The 22,514-nt window shown below is 37.8% G+C and carries 16 protein-coding genes and 3 tRNA genes; 10 read left to right on the forward strand and 9 right to left on the reverse strand.

All coding sequences use genetic code 11. The features are described 5' to 3' along the window. The first annotated feature begins 8 nt into the window (after positions 1-8). On the forward strand, positions 9-1,013 hold the full coding sequence (gene pldB / locus GWI97_RS07235) for a lysophospholipase L2 (RefSeq protein ID WP_036939515.1): 1,005 nt from the start codon (positions 9-11) through the stop codon (positions 1,011-1,013). A 12-nt stretch (positions 1,014-1,025) separates the two neighbouring features. After that, positions 1,026-1,826, forward strand: a complete 801-nt coding sequence (yigL, locus tag GWI97_RS07240; RefSeq protein ID WP_161751893.1) for a sugar/pyridoxal phosphate phosphatase YigL — start codon at positions 1,026-1,028, stop codon at positions 1,824-1,826. Positions 1,827-1,897: 71 nt separating this feature from the next. On the opposite strand, the gene GWI97_RS07245 is transcribed toward yigL, so the two are convergent. The 8 genes from GWI97_RS07245 to rsgA all read right to left on the reverse strand — a co-directional run bounded on the left by GWI97_RS07245 (position 1,898) and on the right by rsgA (position 14,511). Next, complete coding sequence (locus GWI97_RS07245; RefSeq protein WP_036939509.1) at positions 1,898-2,920, reverse strand: fimbrial protein; 1,023 nt, start codon at positions 2,918-2,920, stop codon at positions 1,898-1,900. A gap of 9 nt (positions 2,921-2,929) precedes the next feature. Beyond that, positions 2,930-5,455 (reverse strand): fimbria/pilus outer membrane usher protein, encoded by a 2,526-nt coding sequence (locus tag GWI97_RS07250; protein WP_036939840.1) that lies wholly within the window; start codon positions 5,453-5,455, stop codon positions 2,930-2,932. 12 nt (positions 5,456-5,467) lie between these two features. Then, positions 5,468-6,127 carry a fimbrial biogenesis chaperone gene (locus GWI97_RS07255; RefSeq protein ID WP_036939506.1) on the reverse strand — a complete coding sequence of 220 codons (660 nt, stop codon included), beginning with the start codon at positions 6,125-6,127 and terminating at the stop codon, positions 5,468-5,470. Between the two features lie 59 nt (positions 6,128-6,186). Continuing rightward, positions 6,187-6,708 carry a fimbrial protein gene (locus GWI97_RS07260; protein WP_036939503.1) on the reverse strand — a complete coding sequence of 174 codons (522 nt, stop codon included), beginning with the start codon at positions 6,706-6,708 and terminating at the stop codon, positions 6,187-6,189. Between the two features lie 204 nt (positions 6,709-6,912). Further along, a complete protein-coding gene (locus GWI97_RS07265) occupies positions 6,913-7,788 on the reverse strand; it encodes a LysR family transcriptional regulator (protein ID WP_036939500.1) in 876 nt (291 codons plus the stop codon). A 1,321-nt stretch (positions 7,789-9,109) separates the two neighbouring features. Further along, positions 9,110-12,445, reverse strand: coding sequence for a miniconductance mechanosensitive channel MscM (gene mscM / locus GWI97_RS07270; RefSeq protein WP_161751894.1), 3,336 nt, complete (start codon positions 12,443-12,445; stop codon positions 9,110-9,112). A gap of 22 nt (positions 12,446-12,467) precedes the next feature. After that, entirely contained in the window at positions 12,468-13,364 is an 897-nt protein-coding gene (gene asd / locus GWI97_RS07275) for an archaetidylserine decarboxylase (RefSeq protein ID WP_087803778.1), read from the reverse strand. Positions 13,365-13,452: 88 nt separating this feature from the next. Beyond that, positions 13,453-14,511: a small ribosomal subunit biogenesis GTPase RsgA gene (rsgA, locus tag GWI97_RS07280; protein ID WP_036939495.1), complete on the reverse strand. Its 1,059-nt coding sequence runs from the start codon at positions 14,509-14,511 to the stop codon at positions 13,453-13,455. A gap of 116 nt (positions 14,512-14,627) precedes the next feature. Here rsgA and orn point away from each other — a divergent pair, with 116 nt between their 5' ends. From orn to GWI97_RS07300, 4 genes are all read left to right on the forward strand, one after another. Then, positions 14,628-15,173 (forward strand): oligoribonuclease, encoded by a 546-nt coding sequence (gene orn, locus GWI97_RS07285; protein WP_036939493.1) that lies wholly within the window; start codon positions 14,628-14,630, stop codon positions 15,171-15,173. 166 nt (positions 15,174-15,339) lie between these two features. Then, positions 15,340-15,415 (forward strand) — tRNA-Gly (locus GWI97_RS07290). 35 nt (positions 15,416-15,450) lie between these two features. Continuing rightward, positions 15,451-15,526, forward strand: a tRNA-Gly gene (locus GWI97_RS07295). A gap of 35 nt (positions 15,527-15,561) precedes the next feature. Beyond that, positions 15,562-15,637: transfer RNA gene (locus GWI97_RS07300), tRNA-Gly, on the forward strand. A gap of 716 nt (positions 15,638-16,353) precedes the next feature. Here GWI97_RS07300 and queG read toward each other — a convergent pair. After that, on the reverse strand, positions 16,354-17,508 hold the full coding sequence (gene queG / locus GWI97_RS07305; protein WP_087803777.1) for a tRNA epoxyqueuosine(34) reductase QueG: 1,155 nt from the start codon (positions 17,506-17,508) through the stop codon (positions 16,354-16,356). 224 nt (positions 17,509-17,732) lie between these two features. Here queG and tsaE point away from each other — a divergent pair, with 224 nt between their 5' ends. From tsaE to miaA, 4 genes are read left to right on the forward strand one after another with little or no spacing between them, the layout of a single operon-like run. Beyond that, positions 17,733-18,200 carry a tRNA (adenosine(37)-N6)-threonylcarbamoyltransferase complex ATPase subunit type 1 TsaE gene (tsaE, locus tag GWI97_RS07310; RefSeq protein ID WP_036939835.1) on the forward strand — a complete coding sequence of 156 codons (468 nt, stop codon included), beginning with the start codon at positions 17,733-17,735 and terminating at the stop codon, positions 18,198-18,200. 13 nt (positions 18,201-18,213) lie between these two features. Further along, complete coding sequence (locus GWI97_RS07315) at positions 18,214-19,536, forward strand: N-acetylmuramoyl-L-alanine amidase (protein ID WP_036939488.1); 1,323 nt, start codon at positions 18,214-18,216, stop codon at positions 19,534-19,536. 23 nt (positions 19,537-19,559) lie between these two features. Beyond that, positions 19,560-21,572: a DNA mismatch repair endonuclease MutL gene (gene mutL, locus GWI97_RS07320; RefSeq protein WP_036939486.1), complete on the forward strand. Its 2,013-nt coding sequence runs from the start codon at positions 19,560-19,562 to the stop codon at positions 21,570-21,572. After that, on the forward strand, positions 21,541-22,482 hold the full coding sequence (gene miaA, locus GWI97_RS07325) for a tRNA (adenosine(37)-N6)-dimethylallyltransferase MiaA (RefSeq protein WP_161709948.1): 942 nt from the start codon (positions 21,541-21,543) through the stop codon (positions 22,480-22,482). Before mutL ends, miaA begins: the two co-directional genes overlap by 32 nt. Positions 22,483-22,514 lie beyond the last annotated feature (32 nt).

Here is a 22,514-nt window from a genome sequence, read left to right on the forward strand (position 1 = left end):
GAGAGCCAATGACAACCACTCTTTTTAAACATTCGTGGTTATCTCGTGAAAAGCAGTTTTCTGCTTTTACGAATGGCGCTTTATTGGATTTTTGGAACCAACGTGAAGAAGGTGAATTTACGGGTGTTGATGGAGCAAAGATTCGTTATGTTCATTGGCGTTCGCCATCGCACAATAAAGCACTAGTAATTGCTTCAGGCCGTAGTGAAAGCTATGTAAAGTATCCTGAAGTTGCATTTGATTTTTTCCATACTGGCTACGATGTTTTTTTGCTTGATCATCGAGGGCAAGGCCTGTCTGACCGACTATTAGAAGACTCACAAAAAGGTCATGTGGAAAAATTCAGTGATTATATTGATGACTTCTCAACATTCATTGATACGATAGTGTTGCCTTATCAATACCAACATTATTTTGCATTAGCCCATTCAATGGGCGGTGCTATCTTAGCGGGGTATCTTCTAAAACATCCTCATGTTTTTAAAGCAGCCGCATTAAGTGCGCCGATGTTTGGTATTAAATTACCGATACCTCGCTGGGTGGCTAATTTTTTAGTCAATCGAGCAGAACAAAGTCAATCTGAAAGAAATAACTACGCAGTATCAACAGGTAAATGGTTTCCATTACCTTTTATTCTAAATGTGTTAACACATAGCCATGAACGATACCGTCGTTATTTACGTTATTACGCTGATTTCCCTGAGCTACGATTAGGTGGCCCTACTTATCATTGGATGGGCGAAAGCCTACAAACAGGAGATTGGTTAATTGAACATGCGGGAGAGATTGATACCCCTTTATTAGTGCTTGAGGCTGAGCATGACAAGGTGGTAGATAATCAAGAGCTAAGGGCTTTCTGTGAACGTTATAGTCAGTCCAGAACAAGAGAAGAAAAGCAAAAATTGCCACTGGTGATTAAGGGTGCGCATCATGAAATCTTGTTCGAAATAGATAAGCTACGCTCACAAGCATTGAATGAAATCTGTGAGTTTTATGATAAGCATTTATTTTAATCAGGAATGTGTATGTATTCGATAGTCGCTTCAGATCTTGATGGCACGTTGTTATCACCTAATCATGTATTAACCCCCTATACGCAAGAAACACTACACCTACTTATTAATAAAGGGGTGCATTTTGTATTCGCAACAGGTCGTCATCATGTTGATGTTGCTCAAATTCGTGATGGATTAGGCATTAACGCTTATATGATAACCTCTAATGGTGCAAGAGTGCATAACACGCATGGGGATCTTATTTTTAGCCAAGATCTTGAACCTGAAATTGCTTATGACTTGTCCCTTATGGTTTTTGATCACCCTGAAATTGAAACGAATATTTATGCTGGCGACTATTGGTATGTTAATAAAGAGATGCCAGGGGCTTGTGAGTTTTTTAGAGAATCAGACTTTGGCTATGAACTATATTGTAAAACGGGATTCCCGACCACCAATGTGTGTAAGGTTTTCTTCACCTCTGATGATCATGAGCTCTTGTTGAAACTAGAAAGTGAAATTAATCAGCGCTGGGGTAATAAGGTTAATGTGAGTTTCTCACTGCGTAATTGCTTAGAAGTGATGGCAGGAGGCGTATCTAAAGGTGAAGCGTTAGATAAAGTGGCCGAACTGATGCAACATTCTGCGAAAGATGCGATCGCGTTTGGTGATGGTATGAATGACAAAGAGATGCTAAAGATAGCGGGTAAAGGTTGCATTATGAAAAATGCCCATCAAGCATTAAAAGATCTCCTCCCCAATATGGAAGTGATTGGAACTAACGCCGATGAAGCTGTGCCTCATTATTTACGTAAATTATATCAAGTGTGATCTTCTCTAAAGAAAAAAGGCGAGCAAGATAATATTGTTCGCCTTATCTTTTTAAATCAGCCTAAATTTCGTTAGTGATATTGCATTGTAAATTGCAATGTACCGTTTGCTTTTCCCGCACTTGTCGTATCGGATGTTTGAATATAACCCGCTTCCAAAGGAATAGAATAACTTCCGGAACTGCTGTTTTTTTCACTTACTGTAATTAATTGTCCCAGCTTTATTGGCTGGTTTTGATACTTAATCTGTATACCATAACCTTTGGCTGTATTACTGTCTGTTGGATTACTTAAGCCAATGGTGCCTGAGGTTTGTTGGCTATCGGCAACACCATCGAAGCGAATTTTAATCGGTGAAACAGGATCACAACTCAAATCAATATTGAAATCTTTAATACTCTCAGGACTTACAGATCCAACACCATTAAAACTGGATTTAGGGACAGCTCCAAGCGGTACATTAATATTGTTATTCATGACATCACAACCACTAGAAATAATGGTCAATGGTGAAAGATTAATTCGTGGCTCTGTTTTTCCTGTATAGTCACTGGTGATAAAACCATTGTTATAGACAATTAACATCGCAGCCCATATACCTGGAATGGTTTGTGATTTCACATTATCACGTAGCTTATACAGCTTCATTTCTAATGTAACGGAGTAATTACCACTGGTGGCGTTGGATGAACAAATAAGCCTGTTGCTATAGTTACCATCAATATTTTGCTGACCATCGACATAAGCAGACCCACTACAACTTCCGCTAATCGTGCCATGTAACGTATAGCCAATACCACTGTTGTTAAGTTCTTTGACATAAGCCCCATTCACTCTAGGACTGGAAGCATTAAACGAACCAGGTAAATAAATCCCTGGTCTAACTTCGCCTCCAGAAAGGTTCCACCATGTCCATGCATTCATTGTTCCTAACGGGATTGTGGCGACTTCCGTTAAAATTGGTGCTGAACGCGATACGTAAATAGGTGCTGAATAAGTTACTGTCTTAGTAGTGAGCTCTGCCCTAAATTCAGCCATAGTGGTTGATGTATACAAAAAAGCAGACAGACAACCTAGTGTTATATATTTATTCATTGTTATCACCTATCTGCAATCAAGTTGTAAAAACTGGATCTTTTCTAACGAGAGATCCGCATTTAAAGATGTTTTGCATTGTTCAACGGCGCTGTTACCCCATTTAGCACGTAACTGGCTCTGCTCAGGTACGCCATTTAAGAAAACTTCACCATCATTGGCAACAATCCCACTTGAAAGCACTTGTCCGTGTTGATAAATCTCAACTTGAGTACCAAATGGCAATGGTGTTCCATTGTAGTGTAAGTTTGCAAGCACACGAGCCCCTTTTCTTGCTTTGAAATCAGCTAAAACAATTGCTCCTTTGGTCGGTATAACCGTCGTTGATGTTAATTCAACATCGTTATTACCCGTTAAAGAGGCAGGATCGACGGTGACTTTATTGCGTTCATAACGTGAAACATTAGGAATAACCGCATAGCCTTGGTTATTGGTATAAAGGCTCTGCGCACTACTGACTTTTAAGTTACCAACATCTTCCGCTTTAATTAAAATTGCAGAATCATAGATTGTACGAGATGGCGTTATACCACCTTGATGAATTAAGAGCGCACCATTTACTCCCCAATTCATTGATTGATAACGTTTATCATAACTGTAACCTGCATTTACTTCGCCACCGGATGCACTGTAATTACCATTGACTGACCCACTATATTCTTGGCGAGTATGATTATAATTTTGTGATACATCATATTGCAGATTGTTGTCTTCTAGCTGTGTTCCACTGACACTCACTGAGCTAATCGAATCACCTTGTCGACTGGTGTTGTAGCGATAACTTAACCAATTATTATTTTGAGTAAAATTAAACGGTAGACTTAAATTAATGGATAAAATCTGATCGGTTAGCCCACTTTCCTGGCGCTTGTTATACGCATAAGAGACGCTATAACTTAAAGCACGGTAGTTAGAGTTAAAACTGAGATTGACATTACGATCGACTCTGTCTTGATACCAATAATATTGTTGATAACCATTTAATGAGAGATAACCTATATCTCCTAAAGATTGTGATACAGATAACTGAAACTGTTTTTTCTTACGGTAAAGATGAGAAAAACGCTCATTAGCTGCCGAGAAATCATAATAATTTTTTGTTGAATAGCGATAAGATGCCAGTGAAAAACCTGTTTGGGTGTCAGGTAAATATTTAGAATATTGAATACGATAAGATTGTCCTTGAACTTCATCATCATTTATTAAGGTTGTTTTCGCGTGAGTAATATCGGCAGAAACGGCACCTAAATAGCCAAGATTAACCCCAGTACCTAATGCATAAGCTTGGTAATCAGCAGAGATTAATGTGCCACCATAAATGGATAAATTATAAGGGAGCCCATAAATAGCAGAGGTTTGAAAAAAATTAGGCTTTCTCGCAGCTGTATCAGCATGATACTTACCGATATCTACACTGTATTTTAAGCTACCTGCACGTTGCATCATGGGAACAGCTGAAAAGGGTTGTGAAAAAGTACGAGTTGTTCCATCCGCTTCTTCAATCGTGACTTGTAAATCACCACTGTAAGAGGTGGGATATAAATCTGAAATAGCAAATTCACCTGGTGGAACGGATGTTTGGTAAATCACACTGTTATTTTGACGAACAGTAACCACGGCATTGCTTTGAGCAATTCCTCTCACAACGGGAGCAAATCCTCGTTGGCTTTGTGGCAACATACTTTCATCAGAAGCAAGTTTAATACCACGATATGGAATACTCTCTAATACATCATTATCAGAGGCAGTTTCGCCGAGGGTTAAACGGCTTTTTAAACTACGAATATCTCTCTCAACATAAGTTTGCAAACTCTTCCACTGTGAAGAGTTATCACTGTTTTTATTATAGTTACTGTGATTACGCAAACGCCAAGCACCGACATTAACACCACTGCGTAACCCTAAAAAAAGAGAGTCGCTATTATGTTGATCATGATACCAATACTTATTTTGTCGATAGGTGTAATTCACAAAAGCCGCATTAATGCCATCATTCCATTGTGTGGGGGGAATATAGCCTTGCCCATAATTATATAAAGCAATTTGTGGTATAGAAAATGACAGGCGTGCTCGTGAAAAATCATACTGATATGTTGCATTTGGAATAACTCGAGCAATATCAGTGATCGTTTCATTTTTAATTTGTTGATTAGATGGTGGTATTACAGACTCTTTGACACCCCAATTTAATAAGTCTTGTTTAGTTATCTCTGGTGTAAGTGTCTTTTTTTCTTCGTTAAAAATAAAACGTACTTGGCGGTTATCAATTAATTTATTATTGAGATAAATATCAACAGAATAGACGCCAGGAAGTTGACCTCCGGCATAAGAAAAATAATCAAGGCTATTAATATCCGCAACTTGATTTTCTATTCCTAAATTGAGTGCATCAGGGTTAAATTGCTCTTCAGCCGTTACCTGATAAGGATATAAAATAGTGGCGATCGCCATGGTCAGCAAACCGTGGCGATTGAGATTATTGGTAGAAAATACGAATAATCGTTTTGTTGATAACGCTATTATGGATAAAGTCATCGCCATACGCTCTTAGTTTAATACTTTATCTACAGTTGCACCGTAGTCATTAATAAACTGCACTGTAACTTTCTGAGAAGTAGGTGTTTCTTTTAGTAATACAACTTCTTGATGTGGCTGAATTAAAGGATCGTAAGGGTGGCGTTTATCATCAATAAAAATATGTTTAATGGTTAAGTGATAAGGTGTGTTGTTCTTAAGTACTAAGCCTTGATTTTGTTTTGATAGTTCGACGTTATTAAAATTAAGTGGCTCGATATCATGAGCACGTAAAAAGAGCTTAAATTGAGAATTAATCACCAACTGAAGTTGATTTTCAGGACTTTTTTCAACGGGAGGAATAGATTTTATATTAAGCCAATAGACAACTTCGGTATTTGAGTTTAAGGGGGCTCCTGTATAAGAAATACGTGCCGTACCAGTGCTATCTGGCTCAATACGAAAAAGAGGGGGAGTCGCAATAAAAGGTGTTTTGTCATTACCTTGAAAAGCTGAAACCCAACTTTGGATCAAATAAGGTTTTTCTTTATCGGTATTTAGAACTGGGATACTGATTTCACGAGCATTATCGTTATAAACAAACCGTGTTCCACCCACACTTATCCCTGCAGCATGGCATACCGTTATGAGAGAAAAGTAAAAAAATAATGTGAGAAAAATATTCTTTTTCATATTGGTGCCATAAAGTTAAGAAGAAATAAGAGGGTAATAAGTATTACCCTCATTTTTTATTATTTGTATTGGATGCTATAGACGGCTGAGCCGTTAGCTGGACCTGGTGTTGCTTGTGCTGTTGCTTTATAACGAGCAACATAATCTAAGTTAATTTCAGTACCATTAATTTCGACCTCTTTAGAGTCGTCATAGAGATTAATTTGAGATACGGCATCTTTCTCAAATAATGCAATACCGACATTTGTTGCACCACCAGAAACCTGGTCAATAGCTAGAATATCGCTATCAATTGCATCACGAGTACCGCCAAAGCGTACGGCAACAGTGGTATCAATAGGGCAATCAATTAGTTTAATTGTGAAATCTTTAAGGCCCGCGATTTCACCTTTAGTGGTTAAGCTTTTTGAAGATACTTTTCCTAAATCTACAGTCAGATTTTTAGAAGAGCTATCTACGGTGCAAGCTTGGTCTGTTATTTCTCCAGTAAAATTAATCGTGCCCGATGCAAAAGCTGCAGGTGCAGAAAGTAGAGAGAAACTCATCCCTAATAAATAGAGTGATTTATTTAATTTGCTCATGATCAGTCCTGTATAAAAAGTAATTATTTTTACTTTTTAATTTATTTATAAGTATAGATTTAAGTATAGATTTATCCGCATAGGAGATATGCCAATAAAATATAGCATTACAAAAAATTTAAGTTAATGAAGATTTACATGAGTTTTTTTGTCTTAATATCAAAATGTTTAATGTTTGTTTTTTTAATTAAGAATAATGTTTAATTAGTCATTAATTAAATCACGAGGCGAACTGTTTATTGCTAATAATAGTTTCTCTATATCCTCTATAGGGAATGAATTTTTATTCAAATAAAGATAAAAATTATATTCTTTATCGTTGTTGTGCGTATTTAATTGTTTAATCGAATTTTTATTCAATTCTTCCTGAATGACAGCTAAGGGGAGTCGAGAATAGCCAAGACCATGTTTAACAAGGCTTATTGCGGTTTCCACTGAGCCAACATGAATTACTTGGTTATTATGATCGATGTCAGTATTATTGCGAAATAATGAAATATATGTATGTTTTTGTAACTCCTTACATAAATCACTATTTGGGATCTGTTGTAATGCACTTTCAGGGTGTGTCACCAATACCGTTTTAATACTTTCTAAATCAATAGGTTGTAATGATTTTATATTGTGGTGCGTTATTACTAAATCCTGATTTTTTTGAGATAATACGTCCGATTGGCTGAGTGAAATTTTATGAATATTAATATCATAATGTTTATTCTCTTTAATAAATTGCGAGACTTTATCTAAAAACAAGTCTGAAATATATAAAGGATCAATCAGTATATTTATTTTTAACTTATTGTTAAGTATTAATTTTTTTGCTTCTTTCTCCAGTGAAATGGCTTTTTCAGTCAATTCTCTCGATAATTCGAGTAAGAGCTTACCTTCATGCGTAAGTACTGCTCGTCTTTTCTCTAAAGAGAGAATTTCAATGCCCAATGTTTGTTCTAATTTATTGATTGTATAGCTAATTGATGATTGTGTTCTATGTAAGGCATCTGCTGCCTGAGCAAAACCACCATAATCAACGACGGCTTGTAAGGTAATCCACTGATCGAGAGTCGTTCGGGATTTTTCCATAATGGAACCTTCTTATTATTGTTTATTTAATACTCATTTAAAATGAAGCTAGCAATATATCTTAGCATTGTTAATAGGTAGTAATACTCATTTTTTAAACAAGTTTAAAAAATATTAACATTATAAGCTGTAATGCTATTAATTAATAAGTAGTTCAGTCATTAGGGAAAATATTTATTAATTTTTATTTTTGTTATTCTCTGTATTTTATTTTATACGATTGCGATAAATCTTTTTTACTCTTTGTTATTGATTTAATTTATATAACATAAAATATGTTGGTTATTATAATAAGTGAAAACTTTATATTTATATTTTTATTTTTTTTATTTCTTTTTTTATTTCTTTTTTTGTTTTTATTGAATTATAAGATTTAAGTGATATTTTTCTAAAATTACTATTTTTATAATTATCTTGTTTTTATTTTTATCATTTTTTTGCTATTTATCTTTAATTTATTCTTATTCTTTTTTTAGTATAAAGTTAAAAAAATAAAATATTCCGTATTTAGATTAGATAATTATACTAAAATAAAAGAAACTGTTTTTGATGGTAAATACTACCTAGTAATCTAAATTAGACTGTGTGTAGTGTTAAATTTTGAAACGGGATTGGATCTTGCTATGTAAAACTATTGATATTTTAAATTATAATATTAAGTCCGGTGCTCTATAAATGACTTAGCATATTTTAATTTAAGGAAGAAGTAAGTGCTATTATAGACATCAAATTAAAATTTAAACGCCAATAGAACAGTCATCATCACTCATATAGAGAGTGAAGTTAAGTATAAAAACGTAAAAATATGATCTAATTAAATAATTGTAGGTCGATTTTGGTTAAGCATCCGCTACTCGTAATAGTGAAGCAAAGTAATAAAGGTAAGGCAAAATAGATTTTATCTTAAGGTGAATGAAACGCTTTATCCAAAATGGCATTTTTTTCTTTTGTTAAATAGGCATTTTGTTAGAAAAATATACTGCTTTAAAATTATTTATCCGAAAAATGGCAATCTTTTTATGATGCTCATTTTATTATCTTTATATTGTTATCGAGTGATAGATAGTTTCTATGTGTTATTATTTATCAGTTTTATTAATCAAAAAATCAAAAAATAATCTTCCTTTTTTCTAGAAATAAAAAATTAGGACGAAAATATGGATATATTTTATACAATCAACAAGCTATAAGAGAAAGAGATACATAGCGTAGGGAGGGATAAAAATGTGGAAAATAGAAAATAGAAAAAAGAATCAAGCCATTATCTTTCATTTTTTTTCGACAAAATAATGACTTTTCATCAAATTAATTGAAATGGTATTTATAATCCCCCCACCTCTCTTGGTGTCGCTCGCATTGAGCTACGAATTGTATTACCCATCATATCCACTCTTGCTTGAAATGGCGGGAACGGTAATGGAATACCGTGTTCTGCAAAGGCTAAGAGAATATTTTGATGGATTTCGTGTCTTGCCGGCATTCTATGCCCCATTTCTGCCGCATAAACACGCAATTCAAAAATTTGAATACCTTGTTGTAAATCGACTAAATAAACCTCTGGTGCTGGATTTTCTAAAATCATCGTAGAGCGTTTTGAGGCTTCTAATAACACATTTGTTACCTGTTCACTGTTGCAATCTGCTGGAGCAGGGATAGTCATCACAATACGGGTAACAGAGTCTGACAGTGACCAGTTAATAAATTGTTCTGTAATGAAGGCTTTATTGGGGACGATAATTTCTTTTCTATCCCAGTCGGTCAACGTGGTCGCTCGTGTGTTGATCTTAGAAATATTCCCCGTTAAATTACGAATTGTCACGGTATCGCCAATACGGATTGGTTTTTCAAATAAGATCATTAATCCTGAAATGATATTGGCAAAGATTTCTTGTAAACCAAAACCGAGCCCGACACCCATTGCCGCCACTAACCATTGTAATTTTGACCATTCAATTCCTAATAAAGAGAAGCCCACGATGCTACCAATTAACGTGATACTGTATTTAGTCATGGTAGTAATGGCATAACCTGTACCTGGTGTTAAATCGAGATGTTGTAAAATAGCCAGTTCAAGTAAAGCCGGTAAGTTTCTCACCAATTGTGTGGTGATAATAATTACAAGGATCGCTACTAAAATAGAGCCCATAGTGATGGGTTGTATAGTATTAACCCCATTCACTGATGACGTTACATCCCAAAGTCGAATATTATCGACAAAAGAGAATGCGGTGTTTAATTCAGACCACAGTAAGATCATCGACACTAATGCAATCATGGTCAGAATAGAGCGAACCAAACCAATAGATTGTGCACTGATTACATCAAGGTCTATTTCTTGGGCTTCAATCTCTAATCCTACTGTACTTTCACCACTACTCCCTACAATAGTATTTTCATCTTCACCTTTCGCTCGCTGAGCGAGAATTTCAGCTCGTTTTTGTTTCGCGCGTTCGAAGGCTAATTTACGGCGTTGAATAAGCATCCATCGCTGAATAATGTGATAGATAATCAGTAAAGCAAACCAAATTGCTACGGACATTTCTAAACGACCAAGCAAGACAATCGAGGTCGAAAGGTAACCTAAAATAGCGGCTAATCCAGCAATTACAGGGGCAAGCAGTAATAACCACCATAAAATGGTATTGATAATATTATCGCCAGAGCCGTGCTTATCAAGGTAAAGCGGGACATGTGCTTTTTTAAGGCTAGAAGTAATAAAGCTTAAGGCAACACAAAGTAATAAAAAGCAGAAGCGACCCACCGTTGGGGCAAATTCTCTATCACTATAATATTCGAAAGTGACTAATGACATCATTAGCGGAACGATGACAAAAATAGAAAGCTGATAAAAGCGCATTGCTTTTTTGACTCGGCTCTCTTTCCATTTAAATTGGGCGATAAACAAACCGTTATGGCGTGCAAAGGTGGCGCTGATCATAAATAACCATAACACGGGAGCAGCTGCGGTTACACCATAACCAATTGCACCCGCCATTGGATAACGCCATTCAACACTTTGTAAGCCATAACCGACAGCAGACCATAAAAGAGGTAACGGTAGCGCAATTAAAATAGACCAAAAAACGGTGCGAATTGTCAGTGAAAAGTGATCTTGTGTGACTTTTCCAATACGGTTACTGACTCTTTCAAGAAAGGCGTTGTAGTGTTTTCGAGTGCGAAGGCTAAAACCGACAATGGATAAGGTCACAAATAGGAATAAGAACGTATCTTGGTTTTTAAGCATGCTCACAGCGGCATGGCCTAATTGTGAGAAGGTATCTAGCGAAAGTAGTCGAGTAATATCTTTGACTAATAAAACTGGGTAATTGAACTTGATTGGGCTGATGTCTGCAACCCAGAACATATAACGGTTTGTCGCATCTTTTGTTTCTTTTAATGCATCCGCTAGTTGTGTCGTCGCAACTTTTAATTTTGTTAACTCAAGAATTTGAGAATCATAGCCTGATAGCAATGAATTTAGTAATTCATGACGTGCTTGAATTAGTGAATCAAAGATATATTGTTGAGCTTCTGGCAGTTTAGAGCCATCTGCCGTCTCTGGTGGCTGGATCTTACTTAAATTTTCCAGCATATCTTCATAACCTAAACGTTCGACACGTAATTGAATGATATCTCTATCAAGCTCTTGTGAACGAGGCATTTCAGGTAAACGGGACAGTTGTGTTCTTAACGCTTCCCCTAATGCGGTTGATCCACTTAACCATTGTGCCTGCTCTCGAATCGTTGTGAGTGTTTGACGGACTTGTTGGGTTTGTTGTGTGGTGATGCGCTGTTTTTCTGATAGCTCACTCATTTCCTGAGTTTGTTTATTCAGAATTTGAGAGAGTTCGCGGTTAGTTTGGATCTGTTTTGTCAGAAACTCGGGTAATTCGCCACCTTGCTCGGCCAACATTTCTGTTTTTTCTAACGCAAGATCGGCGACTTCTTGGCGCTTTATGTTTAATAAGCTACGTAATTGTTGTAGTTGTACATCAAGGCGCTGATAGCGTTTTTTAAATAACTCTAAGCGAAGGCGTGCAATTTCTTGGCGATTATTTGCTGATAGTTGTGCCATTTCTAGCTCATTGACCATCGCTTTACGTGCCGTGACTTCAGCTTGAGTTAGCTTATTTTGAGCTTCTGTTAAAGGGGTTGTTGAGGCACTGGCAGAGGCCAGTCGTGCTGTCGCGTCACTCAGTAAACGGCGCGCTTCAGAGAGTTGTTGGGGCAATAAATTTAAAGATTCACTAATTTCACGGCTTTTATCTTGTTCCTGTTGTTGAAGTCTTGCTTGTTCCATTAATTGGCTACTGACTTGAATAATTTTTTGTTCTAAATCAGGAATGCTAATTTTTTCAGGGATAGTCGGAACAGCATGACTTTCTGCAAGAAGCTTAGTTCTTAGCTCTTGTGTTATTTGTGGATAATCATCAATCGTTTTTTGATAATTATCCGCATTTACTTGTGCTTTCTCGCCATCATTAATCCAGTTAATCGTACCTTGTAGCGCCTGAACGGCCTCAATATCTTGAGGGTTAGTGCTTCCTTCAAGTTGTTTAATATCTTGACGTAATTTTTCCACATCCGCTGATATTGCAGATGTGCTTAATGAAAGCGTCAAAAAAAGCGAGAAGAAAAGACTGATTATCAGGCGCACAAAGGTTACTCCGAATTACGTGTTATTCACTGATGGCCATGTTGTCATTGCCCACGACATTGATGATGGAACCAAGTTGTTCCCCCATTAATGTAATGGAGCCATTCATAAGATCTTTATTCAACTGAACGGTATTTTCAGGGAAAAGATTGATGACCGTTGAGCCCAACTTAAATCGGCCCATTTCTTCCCCTTTTTTCAAGAATATCGCTCCTGCTTTGTCTGCTTGAGGATAAGTCCAACGCTTAATAATACCTTCACGAGGAGGTGTTACCATGCCACACCAGATCGTTTCAATACTACCCACAATGGTTGCACCGACCAGAATTTGTATCATTGGGCCAAATTGTGTTTCAAAAAGACAAATAATGCGTTCATTGCGTGCAAATAAGTTAGGCACATTAGCTGCTGTTAATGGATTAACCGAGAAGAGATCACCTGGAACATAAATCATCTCTTTTAATAAACCATCACAAGGCATGTGAACACGGTGGTAATCACGAGGTGAAAGATAAGTGGTGATAAATTGACCATTACGGAATTTATCTGCCAACATAAAATTACCCGCAAGTAACGCTTCAAGGGTATAATGATGCCCTTTAGCTTGCAGAATTTGATCGTCTTGAATAAGACCAAGTTGACTGACAGCGCCATCTGCGGGTAATGCAAGTTTATCATCACCTTCAACAATAGGGCGAACACCGTCTTTTAAAGCTCGAATAAAGAACTCATTGAAGGTTGAATAAGCATGAAACTGACTGTCTTTCGCTTCATTCATATCGACTTTGTAGGCTTTTGCAAAGGCTTTAATAACAAACTGGGTGATTGCACCCGCTTTTTTGTTTGCAAACCAACCTGCTAGCTGTGTGAGCCATAATTTAGGCAATAAATACTGTAGTTTAATTTTTAGCTTGTCCAAAATGGCAACCTCTGGGATTAAACGATAAAAAATAGACAAAAGGGGTCTATTGTACCCACCCTTAATAGGGTTGTCAGTGAATCAATTATTAAGAGTCTAAATTAATGTTCTTACGAACTTTCACCTGACTCATACTTTCTAAAATACGATGATAATTTTCAAAGCGTGTTTCTGATATTTCTCCGTTATTTACAGCCTCACTGATTAAGCAACCCGGATCGTCTAAGTGCTTACAATCGCGGAATTTGCATCCCCCAAGGTATGGCCTAAATTCAATAAACCCTTTTGTTACTTGGTCGGGTGTTAAATGCCATAAGCCAAATTCACGTACACCTGGAGAGTCAATGACATCTCCGCCTTGTGGGAAATGGTAAAGGCGCGATGCAGTTGTGGTATGTTGGCCTAAGCCAGAGTTATCAGAGACTTGATTAACAACAATACTTTCTTCCATTGGTGGTAAAAGAGTATTTAGTAAACTTGATTTTCCAACACCAGATTGCCCTGCAAAAATAGAAATACGTCCAATAAGTTCTTGAGTCAGTGCGTCTAATCCTTCTTTGCTATAGCTAGAGACTTCCAGAACACGATAACCAATATCTTTATAAGTTTGCATCCATTCACTGACTGTTTTACGACTTTCTTCATCTAACATATCAATTTTATTGAGCACAATCAGCGGTTCAACATTTAAAGTCTCACAAGCGACAAGGTAACGGTCAATAATATTTAAAGAAAGCTCAGGCAAAATAGCGGAAACAATAATAATTTGGTCAATATTAGCCGCAATAGGTTTAATGCCGTCATAATAGTCAGGGCGTGTTAGTACAGAGGTACGTTCATGTACTGCTTCAACAATACCATTTACGCGGACATTTTCTTGTGTTTGTAGCGCAGGACGCCAAACAACTTTATCACCTGTTACCAGTGATGAAATTGTGCGCCGGATATTGCATCGAGTAATCGTGCCGTCAGTCGCTTCGATGTCAGCATGTTGACCAAAACGGCTGATCACTAAACCTTCGGACGCTTCGCCTAATTGCGTATCGTCTAATTCAACGTGATTTTTTTTCTCTTTGCTCTGCAAACGCTTTTTATGATTTTCTTGTACTCGGCGTTGCTGGCCTTTAGATAATTTACGTTTTGTCACCGATCCTCACTTGTATTTATTCGGTTAGATGTTCTTCTGTCGTGCTTATTGAGTAAACGCGCTATGATAAACGCTAAAATATCATGTCTCACACTTAGAAACAGCTAGGATATATTATGTCAAAAAGCGAGAACAATCTGATCTGGATAGATCTGGAAATGACCGGTCTTGATCCTGAATGTGACCGTATCATCGAAATTGCCACCATTGTGACAGATCCTCAACTTAATATTTTAGCCGAAGGTCCCGTAATTGCTGTACACCAATCTGATGAACAACTGAGTTTAATGGATGAATGGAATACTCGCACTCATACAGGCAGTGGTTTGATTGAGCGAGTGAGAGCCAGTCAATATGATGATAATTCAGCACAAAAAGCGACAATTGAATTCCTAGAAAAATGGGTCCCAAAAGGGGTGTCACCTATTTGTGGTAATAGTGTGGGCCAAGACCGACGTTTTCTGTACCGTTATATGCCGGAGCTAGAGCAATATTTTCACTACCGTTATCTTGATGTCAGTACATTAAAAGAGTTAGCGCGTCGTTGGAAGCCTGAAATTTTAGACGGTTTTGAGAAAAAGAATACGCATCAAGCATTAGATGATATTCGTGAATCTATTGCAGAGCTAGACTATTACCGTAAGACCTTTATTAAAGAGTAAAAAATATGCACTCATGATTGATATTGCATCATTATGATGATTTTATCGGCATGCAATCAAAAAAACGTATTTTTTTGTTGATAAGGGCTTGCGGTTAAGCATTTTTCTCGTATAATGCGCTTCCCGTACCGATGAAGAATTTCGTTTGTACAGGTATAAGAAAGATGCGGGAATAGCTCAGTTGGTAGAGCACAACCTTGCCAAGGTTGGGGTCGCGAGTTCGAGTCTCGTTTCCCGCTCCAATCTTTCTTAACAATGGTGAGTAGTATTATGTGATGCGGGAATAGCTCAGTTGGTAGAGCACAACCTTGCCAAGGTTGGGGTCGCGAGTTCGAGTCTCGTTTCCCGCTCCAAATCTTTCACTCATCATTGTCAAAACTTACCAAATGCGGGAATAGCTCAGTTGGTAGAGCACAACCTTGCCAAGGTTGGGGTCGCGAGTTCGAGTCTCGTTTCCCGCTCCAAATTTTTCTCTTCTTCTTTACCAAATCTCATTTTTAATCCTCATAAAGAAATTTTAAGTTTTTTCTCTCGCTTTTTTAAATATCGACTACACTGTTTTAGGATGCAGATTAAGGCATTTTACTTAATACACGTAAAAGGAGTGTGGGGGATTTTTGCTCAAAAAAGAAAATACTGTTACTGCATGTAAGATCAAGCTATTTTTTTGTGATCTATCTTTGATCTTTGCTTGCTTTTCTATTTTGACAGCACTAGAATGTGCGCCTTTCCTCATTTAGAGGGGAGACTAGAGGCAAGTTCATTTTTTAGGTTTTAGACCTTTATACTGTTAAACATGTATTGAATAGTATTTTAGAAAAAGAAAAGTGTTTTTCAGGCTTTTCTCTAAAAAAAACTGATATATATTCTACTATTCTTAAAATCTTCCTGAATCACTTTATCCACAGTGAGATGCTAATAACCACCGCATCCGAGCGCTATTTATTTTTTTACTGCACAGAGTTATCCACAAGTACCTATCATTAAGTGATAAGGATATTGTTCTCTTTAATAAATCAATAGGATTTTATATCTATTTGATAAATAAGTTTATTTTAATTTTTTTAAATTTGGGTCTTAGTTCGCTTGAATTTTTTTTTCATGTTGATAGGCAAGGGATTTTTATTTTATTCACAGATGAAATTAAAGATTACTCGTTATATGTTTATTCTGTTAAAACTTAAGCATCTCTAGGTAAACCTTTAGTTATTGCTCTTACTAGACGTTTTTGTTGTGAAGTTTGTATTTTTACCTCTTTTTCATTTCGCTTCGCTGTCTGTTGTGCAATCGCCCAATTTAAATGTTCATCTAAAACATCACTCAATCCAAAGCGTTCTTGCAAAGCAAGTATAATTTTATCTTGGTAAGGTGCATTTCCTAACGCCACACTAATATTTCTAAGCCAACGTAAATAGCCAATACGACGGATCGGTGAACCCTCTGTGATACGCAGAAATTTATCTTCACTCCATTGAAAAAGATCGAGTAATTCAGGAGTGTGAAGTGCTCGACGGGGGGAAAAATCAGCTTCATCTGTCAATGATGAGAAACGATTCCAAGGGCAGATAAGCTGGCAATCATCACAACCATAGATACGATTACCCATTAATGGACGAAATTCTTCAGGAATAGCGCCATCAAGCTCAATAGTGAGATAAGAAATACATCGCCGTGCATCGATAGTATAAGGAGCAACAATCGCGCCAGTCGGGCACGTTGTCATGCAGGCGACACATTTACCGCATTGCTCTTCGACAGGGCTATCTGTGGGTAAAGGTAAATCAATCAGTAATTCGCCCAGAAAGAACCAAGAGCCAGCTTGATTATTGATAACAAGTGAGTGTTTACCAACCCAACCAAGCCCAGCTTTAACTGCTAAAGGGCGTTCCATTATAGGCGCTGAATCAACGAAAGGGCGGAAATTGACGACCCCTTGATATTCATATTGTTGGCAATATTGTGTAATTTTCTCACCGAGTTTTTTAAGACGTTGCCTTAATACTTTGTGATAATCTCGACCAAGTGCATAACGGCTGATATAGCCTTGTTCTGGGTTATTTAATGTCCGCGCAAAAGCGGCGTCTGTAGGGAGGTAATTCATCCTCACGCTAATAACACGTAATGTACCAGGAACCAGTTCATGGGGTCTTGCGCGTGTCATGCCATATTTAGCCATCCATGCCATTTCGCCATGATATTGCTTATCTAACCAAGCTTGTAAGCGAGGCTCTTCAAGTGATAAGTCAGTATCACATATCCCAGTTTGTTGAAAACCTAGCTCAGAACCCCATAATTTAATGTTTTGAGCAAGAAGATTAAGATCGAGTGATGACATGAATAAACCGAATCAATAGGTAAGAGGTGAGTCCTAAGAGCGCGCAGTGTATCATAGTGAGGCTATAGGAAAAATCCTCGCAATAAATAGATTTATGGTATGGTTATTTGATAGTGATTTCGATAACTATTTGCCTTAGGAAAATATAAAAAGCTTAGTATTTGATGTTTTCCAACGATCTTACTTTACTAAGCTGTTATAAATTAACAATAGATTATATAAATATGAAAGAATGGGTTGTTACATTAGAAGATGAAGCGGCAACAGTTGAACTTGGGCGCACTGTTGCCACGGCGACTAACCAGAGTGGATTGATCATTTATTTATATGGCGATCTGGGCGCTGGAAAAACAACCTTTAGTCGAGGGTTCTTGCAAGCTCTTGGACATAAAGGCCATGTTAAAAGTCCAACATATACATTAGTTGAGCCTTATATGCTCTCGCCAAACCCTGTTTATCATTTTGATCTCTATCGTTTAGCATCCGCTGAAGAGTTAGAATTTATGGGAATACGGGATTATTTTGAGCAAGATGCATTATGCCTTATTGAATGGCCATCTCAAGGTGAAGGTTTTTTGCCTAACGCAGATTTAGAACTTCATTTAAGCTACGAAGATGAAGGTCGAAAAGCGCGTTTTGTTGCCCTTTCACAGAGAGGGAATACTGTTTTATCCCGTATTCAGTCCGCATAAAGGAATATTGATTATGTCGAGCCTCATCACCATTGTGAGTCAAAGTCAGCGCTATTTGGTTGCCTTTCTGTTGGTTGTTTTTTCTTTGTTTTTTGTGCAAGTGGCACAAGCTTCCACTGTGACAGAAGTAAAAGCAGAAAATGGTCGTTCAGTAACAACCCTTACATTCTCTTTTAGTGATGGGAAGCCTCGTTATCGATATTATTCATTAAAAAGCCCTGATCGTTTAGTGATGGATTTTAAGCAGAGTACAAAAATCACTGGTTTACCTGCAACATTAGGGAGTGAGCAATTAGTTCATAAGATTCGCTCAACGCAATCTAAAGATAACCAATACCAAAGTATAGTGCTGGAGCTCGCTCAACCTGTTATGGTCACGGAGAGCTTGAAGAATACAAGTGGTAATTATAAGTTAGTACTTACTATCAAGGCGATGAGTGCTCGACAAAATAGTCATGCTCAACCAACTGTAAGTGTAATTGCCTTATCACCGCCAACAACAGTGACCGCATCAAATTCCAATAGGGAAATGGCACCATTAGTTACCAAGCCAAAAACAGATGAGACGCCAATTGTCCCTATTGCAAAACCACGCTCTACACCATCAAAACCACAAACGGGCTCTCGCCAAATTATTATTGCGATAGATGCTGGCCATGGTGGACAAGATCCTGGCGCGATTGGTCAAAAAGGTAATCGTGAGAAAGACGTAACGCTGAGTGTGGCAAGAAAATTAGAAGCTCGTTTACATAATGATCCTATGTTTAAACCTGTTTTAACGCGTAACGGTGATTATTTTATTTCGGTTGCGGGGCGTTCTGAAGTTGCACGCAAGCAAAGTGCAAATATGCTCGTGTCTATTCATGCAGATTCGGCGCCAAATCGTAGTGCAAGAGGGGCTTCCGTGTGGGTACTTTCTAATCGCCGTGCAAATAGTGAATTAGGTAAGTGGCTTGAACAAAGTGAAAAACAATCAGAATTACTCGGTGGTGCAGGTGATGCGTTATCCGAGGGGGCTGATCCTTATTTAAGTCAAACAGTACTTGATTTGCAGTTTGGTAATTCACAGCGAGTAGGTTATGACGTCGCGGTTGCAGTATTATCTGAACTTAGGAAAGTCGGTTCACTACATAAAAAGACACCAGAACATGCGAGTTTAGGCGTGTTACGTTCACCGGATATCCCTTCGATTTTAGTTGAAACGGGGTTTATTAGTCATGCTTCTGAAGAGCAGTTACTAATTTCTGATGCTTATCAAGAGAAACTGGCCACTTCTATTCATGCAGGGTTAAGAAATTATTTTCTGGCCCACCCTTTACAAAATGCGCCTAAGTGATTGAGTAAAATGGAATAAAGGTAATGGCGATAAATTTATTACCTCCTCAGCTTGCAAACCAAATTGCCGCAGGGGAAGTTGTTGAAAGACCAGCCTCTGTCGTCAAAGAGTTGCTGGAAAACAGTTTAGATGCAGGTGCGACCACAATTGATATTGATATTGATAAAGGTGGTGCCAAGCTTATCCGTATACGTGATAATGGGTGCGGTATCAATCGCGATGATTTGAAGTTAGCACTTGCTCGCCATGCAACAAGCAAGATATCGAGTCTTGATGATCTCGAAGCCATAATGAGTATGGGGTTCCGCGGAGAAGCATTAGCCAGTATCAGCTCTGTTTCTCGTTTAACACTGACATCACGTACCCAATCTCAAGATGAAGCGTGGCAAGCTTATGCTGAAGGCCGAGAGATGGCGGTTACCATTAAACCTGCCGCTCATCCTGTAGGAAGCACGGTTGAAGTGCTTGATCTATTTTATAACACGCCAGCAAGACGTAAATTTTTACGCACTGAAAAAACAGAATTTGCACATATTGATGAAGTGGTTCGCCGAATTGCGTTATCACGTTTTGATGTCTCTATTAATCTTACTCATAATGGCAAACGTGTTCGTCAATACCGAGCAGTAAAAGATGAAAGTCAGCAAAATCGGCGTTTGAGTGCAATTTGTGGTAATAACTTTGTTAACCAATCAATGCATTTAACGTGGGAACATGGTGATTTGGCAATAAAAGGTTGGGTGGAACACCCTTTATCTCCAGTGCAAAGTAGTGAAATTCAATATTGCTATGTTAATGGGCGAATGATGCGTGATAGGTTGATTAACCATGCTATTCGCCAAGCTTACGAAGGGTATTTACAAGGAGAGCAACAACCTTCATATGTTCTCTATCTCAGCGTTAACCCTCACCAAGTTGATGTTAACGTCCATCCCGCTAAACATGAAGTTCGTTTTCATGAGTCCCGCCTAGTGCACGATTTTATCTATCAAGGTGTATTGAGTGTTTTAAGACAAGTGACACAAGAACCTTTATCACTGATATCAGATAACGAAGAAGAAAACGAAATTGCGTTAAACTTTCCTGAAAACCGTCAAGTTGCAGGCGAAAACGTATTTTCTCAGCCATATCAAACGCCCGACGTTCAACCTAGCTCAAATAAGTCATCTTCATACCAACACCGTGCACGAGAGTGTAATAGCAATCATCATCAAAAACAGACCTCTCAAGTTGGAGAGCGTCGTCAGTTTGGTGAAAGTTATCAACGCACACAAGGCGCTCTTTATCAAAAAATGATGCAAGAAAGTGCATCCTTATCAAAGAATAAAGAGAAAATACCGTTATTTCCTGAACGCGCCCCATTGAATTTAGGTGAAATCGTTCATACAACTAATCTTATTGAAAAAGATGTGATGTCGGTGATGCCTTATTCTGTCAATACGAAAGAGGGGCAAACTGATTATACTTTTGGGCGAGTATTGGCAATTTATCAGCAGAAATATGCGTTAATAGAGTCTTCACAAGGTCTTGGGCTATTATCATTGGAAGAAGCTGATTTTCTGCTAAAATGTGCGCAATTACTGCCTAAAGATGAAACATTGAAACCTCAACCTTTGTTAGTGCCGTTAAAATTAGCATTGAGCAAAGAAGAAATAAGAATATTCAATCAGTTTCAATCGCTAATCAGTCATTTCGGGATCGTTATCGAAATTTCTCACGGTAAAGCAACAATACATGCAGTGTCGTTGCCTTTGCGCCAGCAAAATTTACCTGTGTTACTGACAGCATTATTAGGCTATTTGTCAGTTGAACAATCTTGTACCGAGCAACAACTCGGACAATGGTTTGCAAAACAAATAGGTGCAGAGCAGACGCAATGGTCGCAAGCTCAAGCAGTAGGATTATTGGCTGATATTGAAAGGCTTTGTCCTCAATATGTCAGACAGCCAGCAAAAAACTTATTACAATTAATCGAATTACAACCGGTGGTAGCGGCACTAAATAATGAGCGAAGTAAACACGCAAATAAAACCTAAAGCAATTTTTCTAATGGGACCTACAGCATCAGGTAAAACAGCATTAGCAATTGCACTAAGACAAAAACTGCCTGTAGATATTATTAGCGTGGATTCAGCTCTTATCTATCGTGGTATGGATATTGGCACAGCAAAGCCAGATGTGGCAGAGCAATCGCTGGCGCCACATCGATTAATTGATATTCTAGACCCGGCATTACCCTACTCAGCAGCAGATTTTCGCCGAGATGCATTAAATGCAATGGAAGAAATTACGGCCGCTGGGCGAATTCCACTATTAGTGGGTGGGACTATGCTATATTTTAAAGCGTTACTTGAAGGCCTATCGCCTTTACCCAGCGCTAATCCAGATGTTCGTGCTGAAATAGAGAAAAAAGCAACGGAGCAAGGATGGGAAGCAATACATAAAGAGTTATCATTAGTGGATCCCGTAGCAGCACAACGGATACATCCTAATGACCCTCAACGGCTTTCGCGTGCATTAGAAGTTTACCTGATTTCAGGTAAGACAATGACAGAGTTGACTAAAATATCAGGTGAATCTTTACCTTATGATGTTTATCAATTTGCGATTGCTCCGAAAGATAGAAATGTTCTTCACCAACGCATTGAAGCACGTTTTAAACAGATGTTAACGTGTGGATTTGAAGATGAAGTAAGATCATTATATGAACGGGGCGATCTGCATGAAGATCTACCTTCTGTACGTTGTGTCGGCTATCGCCAGATGTGGTCATATTTATCTGGTGAAATAGATTATGATGAGATGGTTTATCGAGGGATCTGTGCTACCCGGCAATTAGCAAAGCGACAAATCACCTGGTTAAGAGGCTGGAATAATATTCACTGGCTTGATAGTGAAGATCAGAAACAATCTCTTGACATTGTTTTGCAGGTAGTTAGTGCATAGATGGTAGGTTTGTGTAAAATTGATAGTTGCCA

The sequence above is a fragment of the Proteus sp. G2300 genome (genome assembly GCF_009915965.1).
GTDB lineage: Bacteria > Pseudomonadota > Gammaproteobacteria > Enterobacterales > Enterobacteriaceae > Proteus > Proteus vulgaris.